Origin of the sequence: Paenibacillus sp. JQZ6Y-1 (genome assembly GCF_040719145.1) — a bacterium.
Taxonomy (GTDB): Bacteria; Bacillota; Bacilli; order Paenibacillales; family Paenibacillaceae; genus Saccharibacillus; species Saccharibacillus kandeliae.
The window spans coordinates 1,408,405-1,434,459 of record NZ_JBFDUZ010000001.1; the positions used below are offsets into that span (position 1 = coordinate 1,408,405).

26 protein-coding genes are annotated in these 26,055 nt (G+C 46.7%); 21 read left to right on the forward strand and 5 right to left on the reverse strand.

The annotated features are described in order from the left end of the window. Window positions 1-7 precede the first annotated feature (7 nt). The 4 genes from ABXR35_RS06210 (at window position 8) to ABXR35_RS06225 (ending at window position 3,641) form a co-directional block, all read left to right on the forward strand. Complete coding sequence (locus ABXR35_RS06210; RefSeq protein WP_367061220.1) at window positions 8-937, forward strand: glycoside hydrolase family 113; 930 nt, start codon at window positions 8-10, stop codon at window positions 935-937. Window positions 938-1,153: 216 nt separating this feature from the next. After that, a complete protein-coding gene (locus tag ABXR35_RS06215) occupies window positions 1,154-2,116 on the forward strand; it encodes an acetylxylan esterase (RefSeq protein WP_367056942.1) in 963 nt (320 codons plus the stop codon). Between the two features lie 131 nt (window positions 2,117-2,247). After that, the gene (locus ABXR35_RS06220) at window positions 2,248-2,808 is read left to right on the forward strand and encodes a DinB family protein (protein WP_367056945.1); all 561 of its coding nucleotides are present in this window, start codon (window positions 2,248-2,250) and stop codon (window positions 2,806-2,808) included. Between the two features lie 206 nt (window positions 2,809-3,014). Continuing rightward, on the forward strand, window positions 3,015-3,641 hold the full coding sequence (locus ABXR35_RS06225; protein ID WP_367056947.1) for a YdcF family protein: 627 nt from the start codon (window positions 3,015-3,017) through the stop codon (window positions 3,639-3,641). Window positions 3,642-3,798: 157 nt separating this feature from the next. On the opposite strand, the gene ABXR35_RS06230 is transcribed toward ABXR35_RS06225, so the two are convergent. Next, window positions 3,799-4,389, reverse strand: coding sequence for a hypothetical protein (locus tag ABXR35_RS06230; RefSeq protein WP_367056950.1), 591 nt, complete (start codon window positions 4,387-4,389; stop codon window positions 3,799-3,801). A 447-nt stretch (window positions 4,390-4,836) separates the two neighbouring features. Here ABXR35_RS06230 and ABXR35_RS06235 point away from each other — a divergent pair, with 447 nt between their 5' ends. The 4 genes from ABXR35_RS06235 to ABXR35_RS06250 all read left to right on the forward strand — a co-directional run bounded on the left by ABXR35_RS06235 (window position 4,837) and on the right by ABXR35_RS06250 (window position 8,524). Then, window positions 4,837-5,466, forward strand: a complete 630-nt coding sequence (locus tag ABXR35_RS06235; RefSeq protein ID WP_367056952.1) for a hypothetical protein — start codon at window positions 4,837-4,839, stop codon at window positions 5,464-5,466. Window positions 5,467-5,581: 115 nt separating this feature from the next. Then, window positions 5,582-6,322: a spermidine synthase gene (locus tag ABXR35_RS06240; RefSeq protein ID WP_367056955.1), complete on the forward strand. Its 741-nt coding sequence runs from the start codon at window positions 5,582-5,584 to the stop codon at window positions 6,320-6,322. Between the two features lie 124 nt (window positions 6,323-6,446). After that, entirely contained in the window at window positions 6,447-7,394 is a 948-nt protein-coding gene (locus tag ABXR35_RS06245) for an AraC family transcriptional regulator (protein WP_367056957.1), read from the forward strand. 158 nt (window positions 7,395-7,552) lie between these two features. Continuing rightward, window positions 7,553-8,524 carry an SDR family oxidoreductase gene (locus tag ABXR35_RS06250; RefSeq protein WP_367056960.1) on the forward strand — a complete coding sequence of 324 codons (972 nt, stop codon included), beginning with the start codon at window positions 7,553-7,555 and terminating at the stop codon, window positions 8,522-8,524. A 125-nt stretch (window positions 8,525-8,649) separates the two neighbouring features. Here ABXR35_RS06250 and metE read toward each other — a convergent pair whose 3' ends face one another. Further along, entirely contained in the window at window positions 8,650-10,938 is a 2,289-nt protein-coding gene (metE, locus tag ABXR35_RS06255; protein ID WP_367056963.1) for a 5-methyltetrahydropteroyltriglutamate--homocysteine S-methyltransferase, read from the reverse strand. A gap of 372 nt (window positions 10,939-11,310) precedes the next feature. On the opposite strand from metE, the gene ABXR35_RS06260 reads away from it, so the two are divergent. The 3 genes from ABXR35_RS06260 to ABXR35_RS06270 all read left to right on the forward strand — a co-directional run bounded on the left by ABXR35_RS06260 (window position 11,311) and on the right by ABXR35_RS06270 (window position 13,469). After that, the gene (locus ABXR35_RS06260) at window positions 11,311-11,913 is read left to right on the forward strand and encodes a hypothetical protein (protein WP_367056965.1); all 603 of its coding nucleotides are present in this window, start codon (window positions 11,311-11,313) and stop codon (window positions 11,911-11,913) included. A 107-nt stretch (window positions 11,914-12,020) separates the two neighbouring features. Beyond that, window positions 12,021-12,914: an NAD-dependent epimerase/dehydratase family protein gene (locus ABXR35_RS06265; protein ID WP_367056968.1), complete on the forward strand. Its 894-nt coding sequence runs from the start codon at window positions 12,021-12,023 to the stop codon at window positions 12,912-12,914. A 174-nt stretch (window positions 12,915-13,088) separates the two neighbouring features. After that, window positions 13,089-13,469 carry a hypothetical protein gene (locus ABXR35_RS06270; protein ID WP_367056970.1) on the forward strand — a complete coding sequence of 127 codons (381 nt, stop codon included), beginning with the start codon at window positions 13,089-13,091 and terminating at the stop codon, window positions 13,467-13,469. 3 nt (window positions 13,470-13,472) lie between these two features. Here the strand turns inward: ABXR35_RS06270 and ABXR35_RS06275 are convergent, their stop codons facing one another. Continuing rightward, window positions 13,473-14,711, reverse strand: a complete 1,239-nt coding sequence (locus ABXR35_RS06275; RefSeq protein ID WP_367056973.1) for an MDR family MFS transporter — start codon at window positions 14,709-14,711, stop codon at window positions 13,473-13,475. 466 nt (window positions 14,712-15,177) lie between these two features. Here ABXR35_RS06275 and ABXR35_RS06280 point away from each other — a divergent pair, with 466 nt between their 5' ends. The 3 genes from ABXR35_RS06280 to ABXR35_RS06290 all read left to right on the forward strand — a co-directional run bounded on the left by ABXR35_RS06280 (window position 15,178) and on the right by ABXR35_RS06290 (window position 17,613). Continuing rightward, window positions 15,178-16,644: an aldehyde dehydrogenase family protein gene (locus ABXR35_RS06280; protein WP_367056976.1), complete on the forward strand. Its 1,467-nt coding sequence runs from the start codon at window positions 15,178-15,180 to the stop codon at window positions 16,642-16,644. Between the two features lie 114 nt (window positions 16,645-16,758). Then, entirely contained in the window at window positions 16,759-17,277 is a 519-nt protein-coding gene (locus ABXR35_RS06285; protein WP_367056979.1) for a VOC family protein, read from the forward strand. Between the two features lie 192 nt (window positions 17,278-17,469). Further along, window positions 17,470-17,613, forward strand: a complete 144-nt coding sequence (locus ABXR35_RS06290) for a hypothetical protein (protein ID WP_367056982.1) — start codon at window positions 17,470-17,472, stop codon at window positions 17,611-17,613. 178 nt (window positions 17,614-17,791) lie between these two features. On the opposite strand, the gene ABXR35_RS06295 is transcribed toward ABXR35_RS06290, so the two are convergent. Then, on the reverse strand, window positions 17,792-18,145 hold the full coding sequence (locus ABXR35_RS06295; protein ID WP_367056985.1) for a winged helix-turn-helix transcriptional regulator: 354 nt from the start codon (window positions 18,143-18,145) through the stop codon (window positions 17,792-17,794). A 357-nt stretch (window positions 18,146-18,502) separates the two neighbouring features. After that, on the reverse strand, window positions 18,503-18,742 hold the full coding sequence (locus ABXR35_RS06300; protein ID WP_367056988.1) for a hypothetical protein: 240 nt from the start codon (window positions 18,740-18,742) through the stop codon (window positions 18,503-18,505). A 423-nt stretch (window positions 18,743-19,165) separates the two neighbouring features. Between ABXR35_RS06300 and ABXR35_RS06305 the strand changes: the two genes are divergently transcribed. From ABXR35_RS06305 to ABXR35_RS06335, 7 genes are all read left to right on the forward strand, one after another. Beyond that, a complete protein-coding gene (locus ABXR35_RS06305; protein ID WP_367056991.1) occupies window positions 19,166-19,996 on the forward strand; it encodes a hypothetical protein in 831 nt (276 codons plus the stop codon). A 289-nt stretch (window positions 19,997-20,285) separates the two neighbouring features. Next, window positions 20,286-21,089 (forward strand): SDR family oxidoreductase, encoded by an 804-nt coding sequence (locus ABXR35_RS06310; RefSeq protein ID WP_367056994.1) that lies wholly within the window; start codon window positions 20,286-20,288, stop codon window positions 21,087-21,089. A gap of 532 nt (window positions 21,090-21,621) precedes the next feature. Beyond that, window positions 21,622-21,993, forward strand: coding sequence for a DnaJ family domain-containing protein (locus ABXR35_RS06315; RefSeq protein ID WP_367056997.1), 372 nt, complete (start codon window positions 21,622-21,624; stop codon window positions 21,991-21,993). Between the two features lie 19 nt (window positions 21,994-22,012). After that, entirely contained in the window at window positions 22,013-24,649 is a 2,637-nt protein-coding gene (gene hrpB / locus ABXR35_RS06320) for an ATP-dependent helicase HrpB (protein WP_367057000.1), read from the forward strand. A gap of 116 nt (window positions 24,650-24,765) precedes the next feature. Then, window positions 24,766-25,317, forward strand: a complete 552-nt coding sequence (locus tag ABXR35_RS06325; RefSeq protein ID WP_367057003.1) for a general stress protein — start codon at window positions 24,766-24,768, stop codon at window positions 25,315-25,317. Continuing rightward, on the forward strand, window positions 25,310-25,501 hold the full coding sequence (locus ABXR35_RS06330) for a hypothetical protein (RefSeq protein WP_367057006.1): 192 nt from the start codon (window positions 25,310-25,312) through the stop codon (window positions 25,499-25,501). The genes ABXR35_RS06325 and ABXR35_RS06330 overlap by 8 nt, the downstream gene beginning before the upstream one ends. A 310-nt stretch (window positions 25,502-25,811) precedes the next feature. After that, window positions 25,812-26,048: a hypothetical protein gene (locus tag ABXR35_RS06335; protein WP_367057009.1), complete on the forward strand. Its 237-nt coding sequence runs from the start codon at window positions 25,812-25,814 to the stop codon at window positions 26,046-26,048. Window positions 26,049-26,055 lie beyond the last annotated feature (7 nt).

The window sequence follows — 26,055 nt, forward strand, 5'->3', positions numbered from 1 at the left end:
AATCCGTATGGATTATATCAAAGGCTTTACCTATGGCTGGCTAAGTCAGCGTGGCGAGTTTCGTACCGAGGAAGCCAGACGCTCATTGCGTCTGATGCAAGAGCGCACTGGAAGTGAATATGTTATTTTTGCATTGGCGGCATTGCAGGATACTCCGCATAGTACTGAGGTGGATTACCACGGAGAACATATGGTGGAGGACGATGAGCTGCTTGAGATGCTGCATTATGCGCAGTCACTCGGGATGCGAACTATGTTGAAGCCGACAGTCAATTGCCGTAATGGGACATGGCGTGCGCATATTAACTTTTTTGATCTGGATGTACCCTGTGAACCGAAATGGCATGAGTGGTTTGCAAGCTATACAGATTACCAATGTCATTATGCAAGAATTGCCGAGCAAGCTGGTTGTAGCATGATGATTGTTGGCTGTGAAATGGTGCAAACCGAGCGCCGTGCCGCAGAATGGCGACAGCTGATTACCGATGTACGTCAGCACTATACGGGGCTGATTAGCTATAACACGGACAAGTATCAAGAGGATCATGTGAAATGGTGGGATGCAGTGGACGTGATCTCCTCCAGCGGTTACTATCCACAGCAGGATTGGGAGCAGCAGCTCGAGCGGATAGAACAGATTGTGAAGCCATACAATAAGCCATTCTTTTTCGCAGAGGCGGGTTGTCCAAGTCGAACCGGCTCGGCGGCGATTCCGAACGATTGGGGCTGGCAAGGAGAGGTCAATGGGCAGGAGCAGGCGGCGTATTATACAGCCATGTTTCAACATGCAGGCAAGCGCGATTGGGTGAGAGGATTTGGCTTGTGGGATTGGAGTGCGCTGCTGTATGAGGAAAACGCTGCGGATCAGGATGACGGGTATGGCGTGTTTGGCAAACCGGCAGAGAAGGTCATTCGTGACTTTTACAGCTCGCGCTAACATAAATGATTGGTGATTAGTGATTGAGGATTACTATAGAAATAGATGCAGAGATGGTGGACTTACAGATACAGACTATTTGTTTAACAGAATATTCGGTAGGATAGATATAAGCGCAATAGGGAGGGGATGTGTCCAGTGGAGACATTGCCTTCCTTTGCCGCGCTAACCGACTTGTATCGTTCATCTTGTATCGTTGATAAAGGAGGAAGTTGTATGTCAGATATGCCACTTGCACAAATGAAGGAGTATCAGGGGAGCAGTCCTAAGCCTGCGGATTTCGATGAATATTGGACACGTGCGTTAGCGGAGCTGGACCGTCAGCCGCTAGATTATGAGCTAATGCGAGCGGACTTTCAGTCGCCGCTGGCAGAGTGTTTTCATTTGTATTTTACCGGAGTAGGTGGAGCCAACGTACATGCCAAACTGGTACGACCGATCAAACGCGCATCGGACAAACCGGGACCGGGTCTAGCGATGTTCCACGGATACGCTTGCGATAGCGGGGAATGGTTCGATAAAGTCAATTATGCTGCTCATGGCTTTACTGTGCTTGCATTAGACTGCCGCGGACAAGCAGGACCTTCGCTTGATCCGGTAACGATTCAGGGTACAACGGTACGCGGTCATATTATTCGAGGCATTGATGATCCTGATCCCGATAAGCTGTATTATCGCAATGTGTTTCTGGATACGGTGCAGACGGTACGTATTCTGATGAGCATGGACGAGGTGGATGAAGGGCGGATTGGTGTATATGGAGCCTCGCAGGGTGGAGCGCTTGCTACGGCATGTGCTGCTCTGGAACCTCGTGTGCAAATTGCTATTCCGGTGTATCCATTTTTGTCGGATTACAGACGAGCGTTTGACGTCAGCCCGACCACATCGGCTTACGAGGAACTGGTATACTACTTCCGTTTCTTCGATCCCAATCATCTGCGTGAGGATGAGATTTTTAATAAACTCGGCTATATCGACATTCAAAATCTTGCAGATCGTATTCAGGCTGACGTGCTATGGGTAACGGCACTAAGCGATATCATCTGTCCGCCATCGACTCAATTCGCAGCGTATAACAAGATTGAAGGTAATAAAGAGCTATTGATCTATCACGAATACGGTCATGAGTATTTGCCGTATCTGGGCGATATGGCATTGCGCACCTTTCTGAAGCTATAAATAAAGCGCATATCGAAGATGTAACCAATTGTTAACAATGATGTAAACAAATATCACAAAATGGATATGGATTCACATATCGCTACTGGTGTACACTAAGCTCATACTTTTACTTACAAGGAGGAAAGAATATGGAAAATGCCGCGTTTGGTCATTTGTTTTTGGAGATTTCCGTTCATCGGCTGTGTGATCTGTACCGTAATAAATGCAAAACCGCGTTAGAGAGCATGACACACGAACAGTTATGGACGCAGCCGTATCCAGATGCCAATACAACTGGCGGGATTGTGTTGCACGTTGCCGAGCATATTCATCGCAGTGTACTCTGTCTGAATGAACGGGAAAGCTTACTGCCATCGGGCTTTTCCCATTACTTTCCTGATACGTATGAACAGCCGCATGAAGTGATGGAGCGTCTGGATGCTGAACTGGCTGCATGGCGCGAATCGATTCATCGACTGCTGGAACAGCCACAGCGTCTGCAACCAGATCATGTACACGACATTTACCATCTGGTGGAGCATGCCAGCTATCATCTAGGTCAAGTGATTGATCGAGCCAAAGCGGCGAGTGGAGTAGATTTTGACTTTGCACGCAATGGCATGAACGAACGTTATCTGCGTACTCAGATCGACCAGAACCGCCGCCGTCAGGAATTTATGGCGCGGAATCAGGAGATTTATACGTTATAACAGAGCGTACTACGAAAGAATAAGCGATATTTCCAAATGACAAACCATCCTTCAATATATTATCCATTTGAAAGCTTTGGAGCGCTCTGATAAAATTCAAGAGTAATCCGAAGCTTTTATTGCGTTTTAAGCAAATGGTTGGTTTTGAGCAGATGCTCACATTTTCGTTTCAAGCAAGTGACTATATGATGTATGGAGAATGGATAATGCCTCAATCGACGCAACACAAACGACAGATTTACACTCGACTGGCAATGCGCATTGGAATAGCTATCTTGATCGCTTACATTGCACTATTTGCCTTTTCTGCGTATTCCATCTGGACCTTTGCGGATAAAAATCAGGTGGCGACGACCGATGCTGCGGTTGTACTCGGTGCAGCTGTAACTGATAGTCAGCCCTCGCCCGTATTCCGCGAACGTATCCATCATGGGATTTGGCTATATCAGCAAGGGTTGGCGTCCAAGCTGATCTTTACTGGTGGTTCAGATGAAGCTGGACAACCATCCGAAGCGGAAGTGGCGCGTACGTATGCACTCAGTCAAGGCGTGAAAGCCACCGATATTTACACGGATACGACGTCTCGCTATACTTCGGAAAATATCCGCAATGCTGCTGCCATCGCCAAGGCACACCAGCTGCAAAAGCTGACCATCGTTAGTGATCCGCTGCATATGAAGCGGGCGATGCTGATGGCAGAGGTTGACGGACTAAAGGCGTACTCCTCACCCACGCCTACATCCGCATATGTAAGTATGAGTAGTAAAATTCCATTTTTACTGCGAGAAACGTTCTTTTATACCGGTTATTTGATTACCGTGCCGTTTCGTTAATCGGGGTACCACGCGTAATACAATATAAGGTACATTTGAAATAAGTGCTATGATACACAAAAGAAGTTCAAAAAGCCCGGTGGAATCCTCTCACCGGGCTTTGCTGTATTCGCTATATTGCTATTTGTTTTCCATCGAAGAAGTATTTTATCATTTCCTATTGTAAGTCGGTCGAGATTCCGTGCCATTCTAACAGACTATCAGCATTGTTCTGATCACTGGCTACACGCCAGACGCCGTTTTCATGTTCCATAATGAGCTTGCCACCGAGCGGAGCGGATTCGTTGCGCTCGTTCAGATGGAAATTCAGTCGATACGACAAGCGAATCAATTGCTCGGTATTGGATACGGTACGAGAACGAATGGTAATATCCTTGGGAGTGGCAGAGCTATGCTCATGAATGGCAATTTGTAGAGGAAGGGTAAGGGTCTTGTTTTTGTCCGCCCATGTGTAATATTCGCTGTTTAAAAGAGGCTTCAGCTTTTGTTTCATGGATGCAACCTGTTGCTTTAGATCCTTTTGCGTATATACACCATCTACGCTGTATTGACTTTTTAAATATTTGGCGGCTGCTTGCATCGCGCCTTGAATCTGGGTTTCATCTGGACCCAAAGATTGATTTGGTTGCTTGGCGCTCGCGGTGGCATTGCCTATTGCGGTACGATCTGCCGATTCGGCTGAGGAACAGCCGTTCATCACCATTGCCATCAATATCATGATACTCACACTGGATCTGAATACGCGCATCATTATCTCCTCTCCGCAGACCGGTCTATAGATGACAGGAGACGGAATCTTGTCCCAGCTATCGTGGATATACGAGAAGCATCATTGCAAATGCCACGTGTAGAAGAGAAAGCGTGTATGCGACATGTACAGAGTAGAAAATATCCATCCTAATATAGGGCGGTCTGTAACAGTTAGATTCTGTTGCTCTTTACATACCCGATTCATACGATTAGAAAAGCACAAACCTAATATATTTAAAATTTTTACTTTTCTAGATCCAAAAAAATACCTAACATAGCAAAACCGGCTGGTGATTGGAAATGAATGCTTGTCGGGTAATAGAAGCAGTAGATGTATGAGAAGTAGTAACTGTATGTGATAAAGCCTATACGCTGTTATTTAGGCTTTATCAGAAAAGGTCATAATTAGATTGATCACTCATCACAATATATTGGAGGAACGTACATGCGCTATGTGCTGCTGATTGTCTGGCTTGGTTTTATTGGATATGCGTTTGGATTCGCACCGGATTCTGTCGGCCCTGATCCGTATTTGCGCTCATTGTTGACTCTACAATCGGATGAACCGTCGTTGCTAGCGATGTTCACGCTGCTTGGTCTGTTTCCATTATCGTATGCGTGTCTGCTGCTGCGTACGGATAATCGGGCTATTCCAGCATGGCCATTTGTTATCGGATCATTTGCGCTGGGTGCTTTTGCTTTATTACCGTATTTTATATTGACTGCTTCTGGAACATGGGCAGCTCGTACGCACACTATTCGCACCGCAGACTCCATACGTCGCAGTACAGAGGGTGCTGCCACTCATTGGATTTTGCTCATTGTGACTATATTTGTGATGGGATACGGCTTGCTGAGTGGAGATGGAGCGGCGTATCATCAGGCGTTTGATACATCAGCTTTTGTGCATACGATGACGATTGATTTTGTGATTTTGACTCTGCTGTCGGTTTATGCGATTTATGTGGATGAACGTAGGCAGCATCAGCCCGCGGGATTGGCATGGATCGGATTGATACCAGTTATTGGACTATTGCTGTATGTATGGCGGACAAGAGAAACGAAGGTGCAATAACTGATATGCTCAGTGATGCACCTTTTGTATTTGTTATCCTTTATACTAAGATAGAAGGTTGAATTATAATGAGGGAAGCATGTATCTTACCCATGATTTGAAGGAGATAGCCGCAGTGAATATTCTACATCGTCAATCCAGTGCATATGAGCAGATTATCGTTTACGAAACGGACCGATTGTATGGAGAAAAGGGTCATTTTCGCGTGCTTCAATTTGCCAATGCGGATGTGCAGGGAGCACTTGATCTGAATGATCCACAGCGGATTGTGTTTGAGTATCCACGTGCTATTATTCATCTGCTGGAGCATAATGTGCAGGAGCTACAGCGATTGTTTATTATTGGTCAGGGGATTGGGACGCTGGGTAATTATTTTGCTGACCGTGAAGTACAGATTGCGGAGCTGGATGTGGCAGTAGCGCGTCTTAGTGTGACATATTTTGGCTGCGATGCCGAACCTATTCTGATCGGTGATGGGCGTAGTATTCTGTCTACACAACCGGAGCAGCATTACGATGTCATTGTACTGGACGCGTTCAGCGAAGAGGGAACACCGCTGCATCTCGTTTCGCTAGAGTGTTTGTATCTGATGCGAAGCAAGCTGCATGAGCATGGTTATATTGTGATGAATCTGATTGGCCGAGGACCTAACGATATGCGTATTCATGCGATCTATACGACATTATGCGAAGTATTTGAACAGGTGCAATGCTTTCAGTTGCCAGTAGAACAGAATAGTGATGTGCGCAATATTATTATGATGGCAGGCAACGATCCGATCCGCTACCAATTGCGACAAATGGCAGGCTTCACGATCATGCAGCCGAATTTGGCATATATATTATATGATGAATAGAGAAGTCATTCAGCGTATGACTCATGATGAAGTCATTCGGCAATATTACCTGAATGTCGGCGTATGATCTGTATAATGAAATGAAGAATGAAGATGGTCGTAGAAGAAGTGAGGAGGCTGTATCATGAACAGTGTTAATTCGCAGTCTATTGCACCACCGTTGGTACTTGCCGAAACAGAAGCGATTATACGTCGTTTGGACCAGCTTGCCTTTCGTGAAGGAAGTTATCCGTCTGCGCTGGAATGGTTGTATTTTAATCGGTATTCGCAAGCACAGGCAACTGAACAATTATATGCGATGAATTGGCCGATTGTGGGGATTGCCGTGCAGGGAGGCAAGCGTATGCGTGTTGGTGAACAGACATTTACATATGGTGGAGCGCGTCTGTTCGTGGCCCCAGTGTCGCTGCCGATTACCTTTCAGACAATGCAGGCGAGTATAAAGGAACCATTTCTAGGTATTGGAATCTATCTGGACCCGCAACGTATTGCTGAGCTGGTTCCGAATGTGTATCCGCAAGGCTTACCACCTATGCACAAGCGCGAAGCTGGCTATGTGATGGATGCGGATGCTGCGCTTTTGAATGCAGTGGGACGATTACTAGAATGTTTGCGAGATCCGGGCGATGTACAATTACTGGCACCGTTAATTCGGGATGAGATCTATATCCGATTGCTGCGTAGTCCGGTAGGTGTGTATATAGCAGAAACAGTATTCGCCGATTCGGTCGTTCAGCGAATGGTACAGGCTATTTCGTGGCTTCGTGAGAACTATGATCAACCCTTTAAAGTACCGGAGCTGGCGAGTCGGGTTCATTTGAGCGAGTCATCGTTTCGGGAACAATTTAAGGCAGTGACAGGATTCAGCCCACTGCAATATCAGAAAATGCTGCGCTTGCAGGAATCACGGCGCTTGATGCTGTCAGAAGGCATGGATGCAACGCGTGCATGTCGCCTAGTTGGCTATGTCAGCGATTCTCAATTTAGCCGTGATTATAGTCGTCTATTTGGCGATGCGCCGAGTCGCGATGTTGCACGCATGAAAATAAACGATCGCAAAGTTTTCCGTTGAATTAGGCAAACTTGTCGTCAGAACAGGTAAATATGCTCCTTTCTCTTCTCCTATAATGTAAAAAAAGACAGCCAACTGCTTCACCTTATCTCGATGCGGCAGTGGCACTTGTCAGATTAATTGCGTTAATAGAAGAGATATCTGAGGAGGAGCATAGGATGCGCGTACTTGTTACAGGAGCAAGCGGATTTATCGGTTCAGCCATTGTGAAGGAATTGTTAGCGAATGGTCATGAGGTCAAAGGTCTAGTGCGCTCACCAGAAGCTGCGGCTGCTCTGCGACGCCAGGGCGTCGAAGCCGTACAAGGCTCGATTGAAAATACAGCCGTTTTGCGAGAGGCTGGTCAGCATATGGATGGCGTCGTGCATACTGCTTTTTTTCATTCCTTTGGGCATGCAGGCTTGCGTACGAAGCTGCGTATTATGCTTGGTGGGAGCTTGAAGCAGGCGCCTGCTCGATTCATGAAGGCTGCCGTGCAAACGGACCAACATGTGATTGAGACGATGGGGAATCTATTATCAGCTTCTGGTGGCTCTCTGGTCATTGCGATGCCTACGATGACCATGACTGCTCAACAGCTTGCTTTGGAGGATCAGCCAGCAGATCTTCATTCGGTTGGTGGATTGCGCGCTGCCTCAGAGCATACAGCACTAGCAATGGCAAAACGCGGCGTCCATACTTCGGTTGTACGTCTCCCACCAATTGTATATGGGGAAGGAGATCGCGGCGGATTATTGCCATCCTTAATCCAACAAGCACGCAAGGCAGGACAGTCTGCCTATATTCATGATGGCAGCAATCGATGGGCATCTGTTCATCGTTTGGACGCTGCCCGTGTATTCCGTCTCGCACTGGAAACGGGTACAGGAGCATCACGATTTCATGCGGTATCTGACGAAGGATTGGCTTTTCGTGAGATTGCAGGATATATCGGCGAATCACTGAAACTGCCTACCCAAAGTCTGAATACCGAGCAGGCAAATGCTCATTTTAGCTGGTTGTCTTCTTTTGCAGCGACCGACAATCCGGTATCTGCCCATGCAACGATGCAAAGCTTGAATTGGCGACCGGAGCAACCTTCGCTGCAAGATGAATGGGCAAAAGGTTATTATACGCAATTAGCCCGCTAGAAATCATAGCATCCTGTATAGCCAAAATAGAAAAGAAGCCTACAGTCGTATGGAAAAGAAACGAAAACAGACCAGCAGTGACGAATAGAGTCACTGCTGGTCTGTTTGTCTACCGATACTACAACTTACACATTCACTTCTTGCTCTTGCGCCAGTTGACGACGAATATCGTGAGCTGCTTCTACCATGAGCTTCAGCGCAGCAACCGTTTCAGGATGTTGCCGTGTTTTCAGCCCGCAGTCTGGATTGATCCAGAACAGCTTCGGATCGAGAACACGCAGCGCTCGCTCGATCAGTTGGACGATTTCTTCTTTGGCAGGTACACGCGGGCTGTGAATATCGTATACGCCCAAACCAATTCCTTTGTCATATCCATGTACTTCAAATGAGGAGATCAGCTCGCCATGACTACGCGACGTTTCGATAGAGATAACATCCGCGTCCATTGCTTTGATCGCGTCGATAATATCATGGAATTCGGAATAGCACATATGCGTGTGAATCTGGGTCGTTTCTTTCACCGCAGCTGTGGAGAGACGGAAGGAGCCAACTGCCCAATCCAGATATTCCTGCCATTTGGAGCGCTTGAGTGGTAGACCTTCACGCAGAGCTGGCTCATCGACTTGAATCATCTCGATACCAGCAGCTTCCAGTGCCAGAATTTCTTCGGAAATGGCACGAGCAATCTGGTACGATACTTGACTGCGGGCAATATCATCACGAACGAACGACCAATTGAGGATCGTCACCGGACCGGTCAGCATGCCTTTGACTGGTTTAGCGGTCAGCGATTGCGCATACTTGGTTTCTTTGACCGTCATTGGTTCGATAAAATGAACATTGCCATAAATGACTGGCGGTTTTACGCAACGGGAGCCATACGACTGCACCCAACCGTTTTTGGTAAAAGCAAATCCGCCCAGTTGCTCACCGAAAAATTCAACCATATCTGTACGTTCAAATTCACCGTGAACGAGTACATCCAGACCGAGTTCTTCTTGAATATCAATCCATTCGCGGATTTCATTTTGTACAAATTGCTCGTATTGCTCTGGTGTCCATTCGCCTGTTCTCCACAGACGACGAGCACGACGTACTTCTACCGTTTGCGGGAAGCTTCCGATTGTTGTCGTTGGCAACACTGGTAATTTCCACTTCTCGTCATGGATGCTGCGACGCTCGTCGAACGGCACATTACGATCCGCGCTTTGCTGGGAATCTGGCTCCAATGCAGTACGCCATTCGGAGGAAGCAAGACGCGATACCGCCTGACGGCTTTGCTCCAATTCCGATTGTACAGCAGCTCCGCCAATATTAGCAGCACACGTCAGCAGCGCCAGTTCTTCTAGCTTCTGATCGGCAAAAGCAAGTGCATCGCGCAATACAGGCTCCAATGAAGTTTCGTGAATCGTTGTTACCGGAACAAATTGCAGACTGGCAGATGGTTGTAGCAAAATGCGATCACGAGATACCGTTTGAGCGATCACATTAATCAGACCAAGCTTTTCCTCCAGATTGGAACGCCAGATATTGCGACCGTCGATCAGACCGACACCAATCACTTTATCTTCAGGAAAGCCCCAATCGTCCAAGGCATTCAGATTCTGTTCCAGACCGTATACAAAATCCAGACCAATACCTTGTACTGGCAGATCGATCAGCTTGCCGAATCCATCGACACCTTCAAAATAGGTTTGCAGCAGCAGATTCGTTTGTTTGGACGCTTCATTGAGCTGATTGTATGCTTCCTGCACCAATGTCCATTCGTCAGCGGATACATCCAGTGCGAGCGATGGCTCGTCGATTTGCACCCAATTTGCGCCCGCTTGATTCAGCTCGCTCAATACTTGCGCATATAGAGGAACCAGCTTGTTCAGCCAACCAGCAAACTCATCCGCTTCGTAACCCTTGGATAATTTCAGGAAGGTGTAAGGACCAAGAATAACTGGCTTGGCTTCGATGCCCAGCTCTTGCTTCGCTTCCAGATACAGCTTCAGCGGACGATTTTCCGTTAGCTGTGGAGTTAGACCGCCTAGCTCTGGGACGATATAGTGATAGTTGGTATTGAACCATTTGGTCATCTCACCAGCAGCGGCGTCTTTTGTACCGCGAGCAATGCCGAAGTATTGCTCCAATGTCACTTCGCCACCAGTATAACCAAAGCGGGAAGGAACTAGACCGAATGTCACTGCCGTGTCCAGCACATGATCATAATATGAGAAGTCGCCAACCGGAATCAGGTCGATGCCAGCTTGCTGTTGCTTGCGCAGATGATTCAGACGCAATTCCTTCATTGTCGACAGGAACGTGTCCTTATCGCTTTTGCCACTCCAATAGCTCTCCAGTGTTTTCTTCCATTCGCGATGCTCACCGAGACGTGGATAACCGAGGTTGCTGCTAAGTACTCTTGGCATAATCAATTCCTCCTGAAATATGAATGTGATAGCGATTCAGCATGTGATCGCTGTGGTTGCTTATGATATTACATGATCCTGTCGCAATGTGGTTATACGTTTTGGCTATACCATTTCCTGGTATAGAACGATAACAAAGCGAAAACCGTGCAAACCGAGCGGTTATGTTTTGCTTTTGGAAAACCGCTCAAGCGGTGGTACACTAAGAAAGTTCGGGCTTATGCTCCTCTGTTATATACTCTTGCTATAACTGCATTGCAATTGTACAGATTTAAGGTTCATTCTAGGTGTACAAGGGCAGGTTGAGAGACGTTCAGAGCATGTAACAGAGTGACAAAGGCATAGAAGAACAGAGAAGAAAGGGGAGTAGGGATGAGCTTTTTGTATTTTTTCTGGGGGTTTTTGTGCCAATGGGGTTTGGGATTGGTGACTTCGATCTTTAGTGTGTCGGGGCTGACAGGGCACTGGATTGACCGTCTGCCGCTACTCATTGGCTATGTAATCTTTTTTGTCGGATTTACCAGAATGCAGCCATTGTCTCCTATACTGGGTAAAGGAAAATGGGGAGCATTGATCCTTATTCTGCTATCTATCATTCAGATGCTGATCCCTGCCAATACTGGCGCGGCGAATCCGTCACTGTTAGGAACCGTTCTGACGATTGTTATTATTTTGCCAGAAATGTATATGATCTATCATCTCTGCACAGGTATCGCGAAGATGGCAGATGATCAATTACAGCCTGATTTGCGTGATACCGCGCAAAAGCGCTGGCGTCTGTTTATCTACTGTCAGGTTACGATTGTATTGGCACTGCTGACTGGATTGTTTGCCGATGTGACACAGCCGAATGCTTGGACGGTCGTTACTGGAGTGCTCAGTCTGATGTATGTAGTGCTGAATTTGATCGTATATATTCTGATGGTAACCCTCGTTTGGAAAGCACATAAGCAACTGGAATTGCAATCAAAATAACACGTTTTTGCTGCATGCGTATCTTTGGACAACTCGTATTCGTTTACCTTGTAGAAGAAAAACATATTCCTATCATAAGCTCATAATCACAGGGAGGATGCAATGCAATGACAAATGTACTCGTACTTGGTGGAACACGCTTTTTTGGTAAGGATCTGGTGGAGTTGCTGTTGGAAAAAGGAGTTCAGGTCACACTGTTAACACGCGGTCAAACCGAGGATAGCTTTGGTGACCGAGTGCGCCGATTGGTCGCGGATCGTACCGATGCAGCAGCATTGCGCGAAGCGATTGGCAACCACACTTACGATGTCGTATACGATAATATTTGCTATAACGCGCAGGAAGCACGCGAGGCGGTTCAAGTATTTAATGGGAAAGTAGGGCGTTATGTTGTCACGTCTTCCTTATCCGTGTACGACTATGGCAGCACTTCACTAACTGAGGATCAGGTAGATACGCAGCATTATGAGATTCATCCCGATCCACATGCCAAGCTTGATTATGCTGAAGGTAAACGTCAGGTGGAAGCGGTCTTTTTCCAGCAAGCGGATTTCCCAGTGGCAGCTGTTCGTTTTCCGATTGTACTCGGACCGAATGATTATACGAAAAGACTGCATTTCCATGTGGGACGTATTCTGCGCGGTGAGAAGATCGTCATTTCCAATCCCAATACGATCATGAACTATATCCATGAAGAGGAAGCAGCGGCATTCCTGTACTGGCTCGGACTGGATTCTGATCTGACTGGACCTGTCAATGCGCGCTCGGAGGGCGAGCTAAGTCTGCTGGAAACGATCAATCTGATTGAGCAGGAGACGGGCTGCAAAGCGGTGGTTTCGAGCAAGGGCGAGCAATCAGAGCAATCGCCATTTGCTGCACCGGATTCATGGGTGATGGACACGTCCAAAGCCTACAATGCAGGCTTCCGCTTTTACCAATTGTCTGAATGGTTCCCGTTACTCGTCAGCCATATCGCTGGTGAGGAAAAGGGCGCGTTATAAACTGGAAACAAGTGCACTACACATTGGGAAATGGCCGTATAATGTCATCTGCAATCCAATCATTCACTTACAATATGCTGTAGTGGTGTCATGTATGAGAAGAAGGATATTATCATAAAAGCCCTTTTTACAACATTAGAGACAGAGTGAGTCACGGAAAAGAGGAGTTTGAACATGAAGAAAAATAGAATCAGCAATGACCTGTTCGCTGGCGATGTGCCATTAGTAGATGGAATCATCGAGCAGGTGGTATTGTTGAGAGATGAGGCGAAAGTATATTTTACGACCGATAGCGGCAGTAAAGCGGTATTTACGTTTCATCAAACACTATCGGTCTGGGATCGTCGGTCAGTAGGGCAGGAGATTGGCGGCATGGGCACATTGCCCGTTGCATATTGCGGTTTACTTCTGCGCGAACGATTGTTAAATGATGTGAATGCGGGCGAATTGGAGCAGCAGACATTGGATGATGCGTCTGTATATTCGTTTATCAATAGCTGGAGCGAGGAGCCGATTCTGGAAATCGTTGCCGCAGAAATGACAATAAGCAGCTGAACTTCAGCTGCTTTCTTTTTGTTTTTGTATCATAAGATGACGGTAAGCAGCCATTAGAAGCGGAATGCCGGGTGCACAACCCAATGCTAGCCATAAGAATATCGACATGCCTTGCGCTGCTCCCCAGTGATCCAGCAGCATGCCACCCATAATCGGCGCCAACACATTGCCTAGATTGTTAAATCCCATCGTACCAAAATACGTGCCTTTCCATTCCGGTCGCGCAATCGCATCAATAAACACATCAATCATCGTAAACAATAACACTTCCCCAATGGTAAACAATACGGTTACGACCAGAAAAGCAACCAACGATTCGCACATACCATATAGCACCAATCCCATACACACCAGCACATTACCTGTAATCAAAGATACAGCAGGTGAGAAGCGCGATACATAACCAATCAGCGGATACTGAATAACCAGCACTGTTATGGCATTTAGCGTGAGCATATACGCGAACCAGCGGCTACCTTCGCCTGTCGATAGATTCGGTAGCAACGCCATATACTGTGGCAGCGTAGAGTTGAGATGCCCATAACCAAGCACTGCAAAGATCATTCCGAGCAATACATACCGGAATACCGAATCCTGATATACCGCCTGTACAGCTTTCCGCATCGTCATAGTTGCAGCCGTCTGTGAGGAGGAGTGGATCGCAAGGTGTCGATAGCGGCGAAATTGTAGCATCAGGATTAGCGAATAGACCAGATACACCCCACCCGCCACCAGAAAAGCCAAACCCGAAGAACTGGAACCCATCCATACGCCGATTAATGGTCCCACGACAATGCCCAGATTCACCGCCGTATATCGCAGATTGAATACGAGCACCTTCTGATCTGGCGGTGTCACTTCCGACAATAGCGCCCGCGAAGCTGGCTCAAACAACGAGCGGCAAATGCCATTAAGCATATTTAATACAAAAAACATCCATACCGCCGTTGCCCCAGCAAAAGCGATAAACACAAGCGTCCAACAGCCAATCGCAATCAGCATCACCCGCTGTCTGCCTATTTTATCTGATACATACCCACCGTAAAAGCTGGCAAATACCCCGACCAGCGAACTCACCGCCACAGTCACACCAGTAGCGGTCGGCGTTGCCCCGAGCGTAGTCGTTAAATAAATCGCCAGAAACGGTAAACTCATCGATGTGGACATCCGCGCAAATAACATGATAATCGTCCAAGCGAGCGGATGAAGCGTGCGCAAGGTACGGAGATGCAGAACATTCAAAATCAATCCGCTCCATTATTGTATATTTTGATGTCATGTATTAGATGGTATCCATAGGATCGTTCAGCAATCCTGTATCCAACTCATGTGTATCCATACGTATCAAATTCATGTGTACGTACAAGCTCTCATTGTACCACAGACATCCGCTATACAAACGGTCAAAATCTCTCATAATCCCAACGAAATATGCTCCCAAACCGGAACCAAATACTGCTTACTGAATCATCTACCACCATGCGACAGCCATTGCTTATTCTAACGTCAATAGCATACTCCACAGCCACAGCATCATGAGCTTATATCATCTATACGTTGTTTGCCTTCCGCAATATACGGGTAAAGGATACCCAGATGCTTTTAAAATGGTAATGTACTAACTTATTGTTATAGAACGAATTGTTATACAATGAATGATTTCAAATTCAAGGCATCTTGTGGACTTACTTCAAAGGAGGAATACATCATGACACTAGTACAATCGAAATTTGCAAAATGGAATAAGCAGTTTATCGCAGGCGAATGGGTGGAAGGCACATCCGACAAAACCGTCAAAAATATCAATCCGTTCAATGGAGAATTGCTGGTGGAGATGAAAGCATCCAGCCAAGAAGATCTGGACAAAGCCTACAAGACCGCCTATACAGCAGGTAAGCAATGGGCGAAGACACCGCTAGGCGTACGCGCGCAAGTGATGTACAAAGCCGTGCAACAAATAGATGAGCGTAAGGATGAAATCATAGAGCTGTTGATTACCGAATCGGGTAGCACACGCATCAAAGCAGAGCGCGAATGGATGGCAGCGCGTAGAGTTGTAGAAGAATCCGCATCCTTCCCATACCGGATGAAAGGTGAAATTATCGGCTCCGATACACCGGGCAAGGAAAACCGTGTCGTACGCGAAGCCAAAGGTGTTATCGGCATGATCGGACCTTGGAATTTCCCGCTGCATCTATGTATGCGCTCCGTTGCTCCAGCGCTGGCTGTTGGTAACGGTGTGGTGATCAAACCAGCTTCTGATACACCGATTACAGCTGGATTGCTGATTGCCGATATTTTTGAAAAAGCGGGTCTACCTAAAGGCGTATTAAGCGTCGTAAGCGGTAGTGGCAGCGAAATTGGCGATGCCTTTGTGAAGCACCCGATTCCCAAACTAATCTCCTTCACTGGTTCAACCGAAGTTGGTCGTGGCATCGGTAAACTGGCGGGCGAGAATCTGAAGGACGTAGCGCTAGAACTAGGCGGCGACAATGCAATGATCGTACTGGATGATGCCGATATTGACCGCGCAGTAGAAGCAGCCGTATTCGGTAAGTTTTTCCATCAAGGACAAATTTGTATGGCGCTGAACCGCATTATTATCGACGATTCCATTTATGATACATTTACCGACAAATTCGTTGCCAAAGTCAAAACATTGCCATATGGCGATCCATCGGATGCTAAAACCGTTGTCGGTCCGCTTATTCATGAAAAAGAAGCCGAGCGTCTGCTTGAAGTCATCGAGAAGGCACAGCAAAATGGTGCTAAGCTGCTCTATGGCGGCAAGGCAGACGGCAGCGTATTAGAGCCGACTGTACTGAGTGAAGTAAAACAAGACAATCCAGCAGCACAAAAAGAGCTGTTTGGTCCCGTTGCTTTGCTTATTCGTGCCAAAGACGAGCAGGATGCCCTCAACATTATGAACAGTAGTGAATATGGCTTGAGCGGATCGGTCTTCACCACCAATCTGGAACGTGGGTATCAAGTGGCACAACAGATGGAAACTGGTATGATCCACATCAACGACCAATCCGTCAATGACGAAGCACATGTCATGTTCGGTGGGGAAAAAGCGTCCGGTGTCGGTCGTTTCGGCGGCGACTGGGCAATTGACAAATTTACTCGCACTCGCTGGATCAGTCTGCAACATCAATATCGTGACTTCTTTTAATAGATAAATTCCAGACTCAACCGGCAGTGCTGTCATTTGTAAAGGATGACGTGCTGCCGGTATTTTTATTGCCAACTAGATGATAGGAGCAACCAAGGAAAGGATGAAGAAGCAATGACTAGAGGATTGGACCATATTGGTATTACCGTACCGGATATTGAGCAGGCAACCTTATTTTTTGAGCAGGCTTTCGAAGCGAGGTTTGTATATGACAATATCGGTACTGGCGATTCACCACAGGAAGGCAGCGGTATTGAGCATAAGCTAGGCTTACCAGCAGGCAGCAAAGTGGTGCGTATTCGCATGCTACGTATCGGAAACAGCGCAGGGATTGAGCTGTTCCAGTTTGCCCACGTCGATCAGCAGCGCCCAGCATTAGCAAGTGACTATGGATTACAGCATGCCGGATTTTATGTAGATGATATTCATGCAGCGGCAGCGCGTTTTCAAGAGGCGGGGGGTGAGCTGTTGAGCGATCCTTCGCTATTGTCTGGCTCGATTGAGAGTGGGGAAAACAACAGCTTTGTTTATGGGCGTACGCCGTGGGGGATGGTCATTGAATTGATCTCGTATCCAAGCGGCATACAATACCCGAAGGATAGCGAAGCACATCGCTTTACCCCAGAAAAGTAAACATTTAGCTTGCATCATTACGCACAAGCAAGACGGCAAAAGGACTGCAAAAATAGGACTGTTTTAACCTTATTGTAACCTCTAAAACCGTTTAATATAGCGGGGAAAAGGTTATTAATGGATACCGAAACATTTTGGCAAACTACATGCCGAAAGAAACGTTTTGGCGACTGAATAAAGGGGTGAGCAGGCATGTCTATTGATCGTTTTATACTGCAAAAGCTGGGTCGGGAAGCTGACGAACATACTCGTACAAATCTGCTGCGGCTGTTCATTATTCGTATCCGCAGAGCGGAGAAAATCGAAGCCGGCCGATCCAAAACATTGATCAGCTAGCGATCCCATCCTGCCACAATCATAGCAGCTTATTCACACTACTACTTATTACTTGCCGCATCGCTATACTATGATGTTGTTAATTGTTCATCTGCATTGATAGCAGATCCATTCTATATGCAGCACAAAACAACCGACTTCCTCACGGGAGCCGGTTGTTTTGTTGTATCGGTTTTTATTATTTGGCAACTTCGCTATATTCGGCGTCTGCGCATTGGCTGGCCGGTTGAACCCAATCTTGGGACCAATCTTGAATGCCGCGAATAACGGTTTCCAGCGCCAGACCTTTGGATGTTAATTCGTATTCAATGCGTACAGGCGTTTCCGGATAGACATGACGAACAACCATTCCTTCATGCTCCAGATCCTTCAAACGCTCTGACAACAGACGACCACTAACAGGAAGCGACGACTGGATCGAACAAAAGCGTTGGGGACCATTCAACAACTGATAAATGATCAGACCATTCCAGCGTTTACTTAAAATCTGCATCCCTTTTTCAAATCGGGGACAAAGCATTGATGTATCCATCTATATCACCTCTTTTGTAAACTTATTATAGCACATAATATACATTTGATACAGACTAACCTTTTGATTACGAGGTAACTTTACGATTATTTCTTTTGAAAAGCTATCCGATTACTTAAAGTTAACTTGTTCGATGTTGGGTATGACTCCATCTTAACATATATTTTACCTGTATTTGATCATTTGACATAAAAATGCCGAATTCCTGCTAGATGACTTATTCTGCAGAAATTCGGCGTATACATTATGTAGGATGGAATATTGCTGCTCAAAAACAGAAAGGGCCGTGCGGAAATTCATTCCGGTTTCCAGGCCCGTCAATGCAACGTAATACGTATGTTATTTCTCTGGGGTGGCTCAGTAAAGCGATAATGCAAGCGTATCACTTTCACGGTAAGTATGCAGGATTGCTTCGGAGCCGATAACCTCGATACTGATGACAGTGTTCAGACAGTTTTTAATCATTTTTTTGCCGTTTGTAATTTTGCTCTCAAGGGTTCTGCGCAGTAGTCTCAATAATTTGGATACTGGCTGTGTATTATCGGCGTTAAAGTAAACGGGCACCATTTTGTCCTCTAACAGAATTGTCGTTTTCACTATTAATCACCTCATTGTATGATAAATAATTCACAGTTAACGGTATAGCTAATGTCGCTGTTTGTTTGGGGTTGGGGTACTACCTGTCCGCTAACTTGAGTTTATTGTAATCACCTTTCCTTAAAGAAAACTTAAAAGAACCTGATATTCACCTAAAACATTGCACTTTTTCGCACGAGGGGACACAAAATGATCATACAGGCGATAGCATTCATAACGTTATATTTCATTCAGACAGTCGCTATTTATACGAACACCGTATAACAATAAAGAAATATTTGAAAATAATTGACAAAAATAAGTCTATAGTGCTACATTTAAATGGGAAATAAGAACCATAAAATTATTTTTGATGAACGTGAATGCCCTTTTATATAGATATAAAAGCTCACATGTCATTATCGAAGGGAGAACATCCACCATATGTTTGCCTTGGACGCTTTTAATGGCAAAAAGCTGATGCTGACGGAAAAGGAAATATCCTTTCTCGCGGGTACAATGGGCTTTACCCGTGTACTTGGTTTGCATCAGTCGTCTGCATTGGATCAGGGAGAAGACTGGATGAATGGATTGAAACAAGTGGGCGTATCGTTGCTGCAAAAAGGCTATATTAGCGGTCATGAGCTGGAAAACCTGCTCAATCAAACATCCAATGATCCTTCGCAGCAGCCTTCTATTGCACCGTATACTCGTGGCTGTTGTCTGCGATGCAGCTTTCCTGCCAGTGAGCAGGGACCAGTCGTGCAGACGCAATATTATTTAAATCATGATGGGATTTTTGAGATTAAGCCAGCGACAGGCATGAGCGGGCAGTATGAAATGGAACGCGCCGGTGCGCTGGAGCAAACGGAAGAATTGGTATTGCAACCATTACAGCTCAATCATTATCCGGCGGCAGAGATGCCGGCGTTAACGTTTTCTAGACAATGGTTTGATGAACACGTACATCTGCGCGATCTATTTTACTTGCCAGAGCTAACATCAGAACTATTTGCTATGACGGGTGATGAAGAAGGGGCAGGGCTATTTGCAGGTGTGATTGCAGACAATCGGCTATATGCTGAGTTACAGTTTGCCTGCTGGACTGAACATGGATGGTCCAGACAACATGCAGTGCTGCTGGCAGATGATAATACCAATTGGATTGTGAGACAGCTGAATCGGCAGGAGAGTGATTGGGTGATCGCGGTGCCGTTAGATCGTGAGCATTTTCATACGATTTTGCTGGATTGGATGGAGCAGTCGGTTAACTAATCAGTCGTAATAAAGCTATACAAACTATCTTTAATAATAAAGAGATTATAAAAAGCCGGATGATGTATATTCCGCTTCGAGATCAGCGTGCAGATTGCTGCTGATTTTAAAAGTGGAATGTTCATACAATCCGGCTTTTTGCTGTGGTTCATTCGCCGTTTTCGGTTAAATACATGTAAATACAATTCAATATAACGGATTGTGATTATAACGATAGGATTTTGGGGTAATTGTTGGAGCGAGATAATTAGCATTTTGCCATTAACTCATCTGAAGGAGTGAAACCAATATGGAACAAACCATTCATCCGCAACGTTTTGCAGGACAGGTTGCTTTTATCAGCGGTGCCGGCTCAGGGATCGGTCGCGCGAGCGCACTCCGATTTGCTGCTCATGGTGCAAAAGTAATTATTTGCGACGTATCCGAGGAGCGCATTCGCGAGACGGAAGCTGAGATCAATCAGGCATATCCCGACTCTGCCAAAGCCTTTGTGGCGGATATTGCTAATGAGCAGCATGTGCAAGCAGCGATTGAGCAAGGAGCAGAGCAGTTTGGCGGGTTGAATATTGTATTTGCCAATGCGGGTATTAACGGTACAGTCGCGCCGATTGATGAGATTGGCTATGAGGATTGGCAGCGTACGATTAATACGAATCTAGGCGGTACCTTTCTTACTGTCAAATACGCATTACCATATTTGAAAAAGGAAGGCGGCAGTATTGTTATTACCAGCTCGATTAATGGAAACACGACATTTGCCAGCTTCGGTATGTCAGCGTATAGTTCATCCAAAGCAGCACAAGTTGCATTTGCCAAAATGGCGGCATTGGAGCTAGCGCAATTTCGTATTCGTGTAAATGTTATCTGTCCCGGCGCAATCTCTACCAATATCGATCAAAGCACAGAGCGTAATGAATTGGTGGAGAAGATTGCAATCCCGATCGAATTCCCGAATGGGCGTCAGCCGTTGGCAGGTCAATCCGGTTCAGTCGATAATGTAGTGGATCTCGTCACTTTCCTGTCTTCATCGGAAGCTTCCCATATTACAGGCGCACAGGTTGTCATTGATGGAGCTGAATCTCTCCTCTGTTAATGGATGTATATCATAATGATTAAAATGGACATTGTCTGACTTGCATAAACATAAGATGTACTGGAACTGGGGAGAACACTGGAACGCGCACTATGCTTGTTACATGATTAGGAAACAAATGATTTCGTTATGCTGCAAAGGTATATCATGCTGAAAGAATCTTTCGTGGTGCAAGAATCTCTGCTAAGAATCTTTTATGCTGTGAAGATATAATGTAAGCATTGTCGAACGGAATCAGTATATAAAGCCGCACCTTCTTCTTGTTTCGACAAGAGAGAAGGGCGGCTTTTTCGATTGTTGATACGTTCATTCGCAGCTTGTTAAGCATGGATATGGATAAACGGTTCGTTGAGCTAATGAATAGGCTATCAGTTGCTGAATCTACACCTTAACAACGTGATGCAATATGGTATAGTAAACAGTACATTCGCTGCCTTTTACCATGATTCTTTTACAATAGCGATTGTTCGTAAGTAGCACATGGTTAGGCAACATATGATTCTACAATCAGACGCAAAGGAAGGTGACGCTTATGCTATCATGGCTGGCGGATCAGAAAATTGAAGAAGCGATGAGAAAAGGCGAGTTCGACGATTTGCCGGGCAAAGGCAAGCCGCTGGAGCTGGAGGATCTGTCTCATGTACCAGAGGAATTGCGTTCTGCTTATAAGCTAATGAAAAATGCCAATATTATACCGGAAGAATTAAGCTTGCGACAGGATATGATTACGTTGACCGATCTGATTGCCGCTTGTCAGCATGACGGCGAGCGTCGTGAATTGCGTAAACGGCTGGATGAAAAGACGCTGCGGCTGAACATGCTGACTGCTCAGCAGGATTGGAGTAATAATCCCTCTTATGGTAGATATGAGAGTAAAATTCGCCGTAAATTGACAGGGATATAGGAAAGAAGGGAGTATAGCTTTGACTGACATTCATTCTTTACCAGTAGATGGGCTGATCCCTGATCTGGTGCATCATTTGAATACATGTGGTACGGCGGTGCTGATTGCGGAGCCAGGAGCGGGGAAGACGACACGGATTCCACTAGCCCTGCTGCATGAGCCGTGGCTGGAAGGGCGACGCATCATCATGCTAGAGCCGCGCAGACTGGCGGCAATCTCAGCGGCGCGTTATATGGCAGCAGCGCTTGGTGAGTCGGTTGGACAGACGGTTGGCTATCGAGTAGCGCTGGATACGCGGGTTAGCGAGAGGACACGAATCGAGGTTGTTACCGAAGGGATATTGACGCGGATGCTACAGCATGATCCTTCGCTGGAGCAGGCAGGGATTATTATTTTTGATGAATTTCATGAGCGCAATCTGCATGCCGATCTGGGGCTTGCTCTTACGATAGAGAGCAGGTCTCTTTTGCGTGATGATCTGCGTGTGCTTGTGATGTCGGCAACGATGAACCCGCAGCCGGTGGCTCAATTGCTGGGAGATGCACCGATATTGACCAGTGCTGGACGCAATTTTTCGGTAGAAACGATCTATGAAGCTGGCGAATCGGCATTCGGTTTGTACAATCGTCCGGGCGCGCTTATGGAGCCGAAGGTGGCGGCAGTGATTTGGAAAGCTTTGTCGCGGCATGAGGGAGATATGCTTGTCTTTTTGCCGGGTGTTCGTGAAATTCGGCGGGTGCAGCAGGAACTGCTTGCTTCCAATCATGCGCTACTGTCACAAACGGATATTGCGATTTTGCATGGAGGATTACAAGCGGAACAGCAGGATCAGGCGGTGCGTCAGCGACAAGCGGGACGACGCAAGGTGATTCTTTCGACCTCGCTCGCGGAATCCAGTGTGACGGTGGATGGAGTGAGGATCGTCGTGGATAGCGGACTCATGCGTACGCGTATCCTATCCCCAGCTACAGGAATGGAAAAGATGGAAACGCGCCGTGTTTCTGTGGATGCTGCCGATCAGCGACGCGGTCGTGCAGGTAGACAGGCAGCGGGTGTCTGCTATCGACTATGGAGTGCCGAGGAGCATCCGCTACTGCCTACGGAGCGAGTGCCGGAGATTGTACAAAGTGATCTCACACCACTGGCATTGGAAGTGTCGGCATGGGGGGCAAATGTAGATGAACTTGCTTGGCTGACACCTCCGCCTGCTCATGTGTACCATCAAGGTCAGCAATTGCTGCAACAGCTAGAAGCATTGGATAATCAGTTACGCATGACAGATCATGGTCGGCGTATGATTATGATGGGGAGCCATCCGCGACTATCACATATGATACTGCGTACAGCTGAGGTGGAACCAGAACTGGTGGAACTGGCATGCCAGCTGGCAGCTTTGCTGCAGGAACGGGATATTTTGCCGCCGTCAGCTGGCATTGATCTGGTGGATCGTGTGAAGGTCTTGCAAGGCAGTGGAATGTATACGGTAAATCAGTATGTATTGGAACGGATTCGCGAATGGAGTCAGCGATTCTTACGACAATATCGTCAATTGGGAGCAGAGCTTGAGTCCAAACATTCATCTTCTTCCATTATTAAGCGCAGTGATAAAGCTATCTCCAATCCAATGAACCATACCGATTCACATACTAGTAAAAACAATCAGCATCAGATGGAAGAGTGGACTGGTGCGCTACTATCACTCGCCTATCCTGACCGAATCGGACAAAATCGGGGTGATGGACGGTTCCGCCTACGTATCGGTCGTGGAGCGTATATCAACCAGCGTCAGCAAGCAGTCCACGCTTTGCAGACAGCACCTTATATAGTCGCAGCTGAATTGGACGATACTGGCAGTGAAAGTCGTATTTTGCTTGCTGCTGTAGTAACAGAGGAGCAATTGCGTCGTTTGCATCAACCGCACATAGAAGAGGTATCTCAAGTACATTATGATGCTGAACGAGAGAGCATTCGAGCACAGCGGATAACACGGCTTGGTGCGATTGTTTTTCAAGAAATCAATGATCCGCATCCATCGATCGAAGCGGTACAGCAAGCATTACTCAACGCACTACGCAGTCATGGTCGTGGGCTAAATCTGCTACAATGGACGCGTCCAGCGATTCAGCTACGTCAGCGGCTGGCATTGATGAATAAAGTACAGCCAGAGCATTATCCGGCGATGGATGATGCATCATTGTTGGCTGAAGCAGACGAGTGGCTGCTGCCATATATGGATACCATCCGACGCTTATCCGATCTGAAACGGTTGCAGGCAGGCGAGCTACTACTGAATCGACTCAGCTGGCAGCAGCGTCAGGAGATGGATGCGCTAGCACCTACGCATATTCAAGTGCCGAGCGGTTCTCGCATTCCGGTCGATTACAGCGACTCGGAACGTCCATACATCGCTGTGCGTCTACAAGAGATGTTTGGCTGTACACAAACGCCGCTCATTGGCAACCGGATTCCGGTTACGATTCAATTGTTATCGCCTGCAAATCGCCCGGTACAGGTAACGAGCGATCTGGAGAGCTTCTGGCAGCATACGTATTTTGATATAAAAAAAGATCTAAAAGGACGTTATCCAAAGCATTACTGGCCGGATGATCCATTGGCTGCGCAGCCGACTAATCGGGCGAAGCCGCGTAACAACTGAATATACGATAACCATCATGTAATCGTTTAACAACCCGTTGGATCGGGTAAATAAAGAGACAGCCTTATTACTATTGCACAGACACTTCAACAGGCTCTGCCAGGGAGGTAAATGGAATGAACAGAAAAATTGTAGGCGTGTTCGAAACGAACCGCGAAGCATCAAGTGCCATCGACGATCTCAAACATCACGGATTTGAAGCGGATGAGATTTCCGTTATTACCAAAGACCGTGAAGAACTTCGTCGAATTACCGATGAGACCGACACCAAAGCGCCGGAAGGCGTCGCTGCTGGTGCAGCAACTGGTGGTGTGCTCGGTGGTACGGCCGGCCTACTGGCAGGTCTGGGAGCACTGGCAATACCGGGTATCGGTCCTATCCTTGCGGCAGGTCCAATCGCAGCTACCATTGCAGGTGCAGCGGTCGGTGCAGGCGCAGGCGGCCTTGTTGGCGGTCTCATTGGAATGGGAATCCCGGAAGAGGAAGCACAGCAATATGAAGGCTACGTAGAAGAAGGGCGGATTCTGGTACTTGTCGATGAAGACGAGCGATATGATCATGCGTATGGCATTTTCCGTAACAATCGTTCTCTAAATCAACAAACGTATCGTACCCGCAGCGCTACACAATCAGGTAACACAATGACAGGAGGCAATCGATATGACTAATAAAGAACATGATGAAAATAAAGAAGTTGAAAATAACGAGATTACGCCGGAGAATCATCGCACCGAAGATCATCCGAAGCATTCGGAAACAAGCAGCAAAGTGAAGCCCAAAGATACAAATGAAGATAGCCAGGGTTCGGACAACAAGATTACGTCCTACTCCAACGGCGGCTATGGTGTCTAAAGACACCGCCAATATTGGATGACGCTGGCAGCCTAAATGGGCTGAATATTGCGGCAATTCCACTAGAGATTCCAATTCGGACGTACAGTGTATCAATGTTTATTCACTGTAATTGTCTATACAAAGACCTGTCTTCGGTACATGCTTACCGGAGATAGGTCTTTCGTCATTTTTCGCCAATAAACGTCATTATCTCTACTTGGTAAGCAAGGATTAGGTCATAAATGCCCTATCCGTTTTCGTGGATTGACGTTATACTGACAGTGGAAGGCGTGATGTCTTCCAAACTATGAATGGGGAGGTAATACAGATGCAAGCTGTAATGCCAACAGACAAATGGGTCGATCACCAGACGTCAGGCTCAGGCTCGGTTAAAGAGAAAAAGAAATCGCGCCGCAAATGGATCAACAAGCTTCGTGATGAATTGCGTATGCCGGGTGCTGCACCACAGGAACCCGCTCAGGCTCCAAAAATTCCGGTACCACAGTTAATCTCGGAATCGGATGAGAAGAATTGGAGCATGGATAACGCACTCATTTGTAAATAATGCAGGA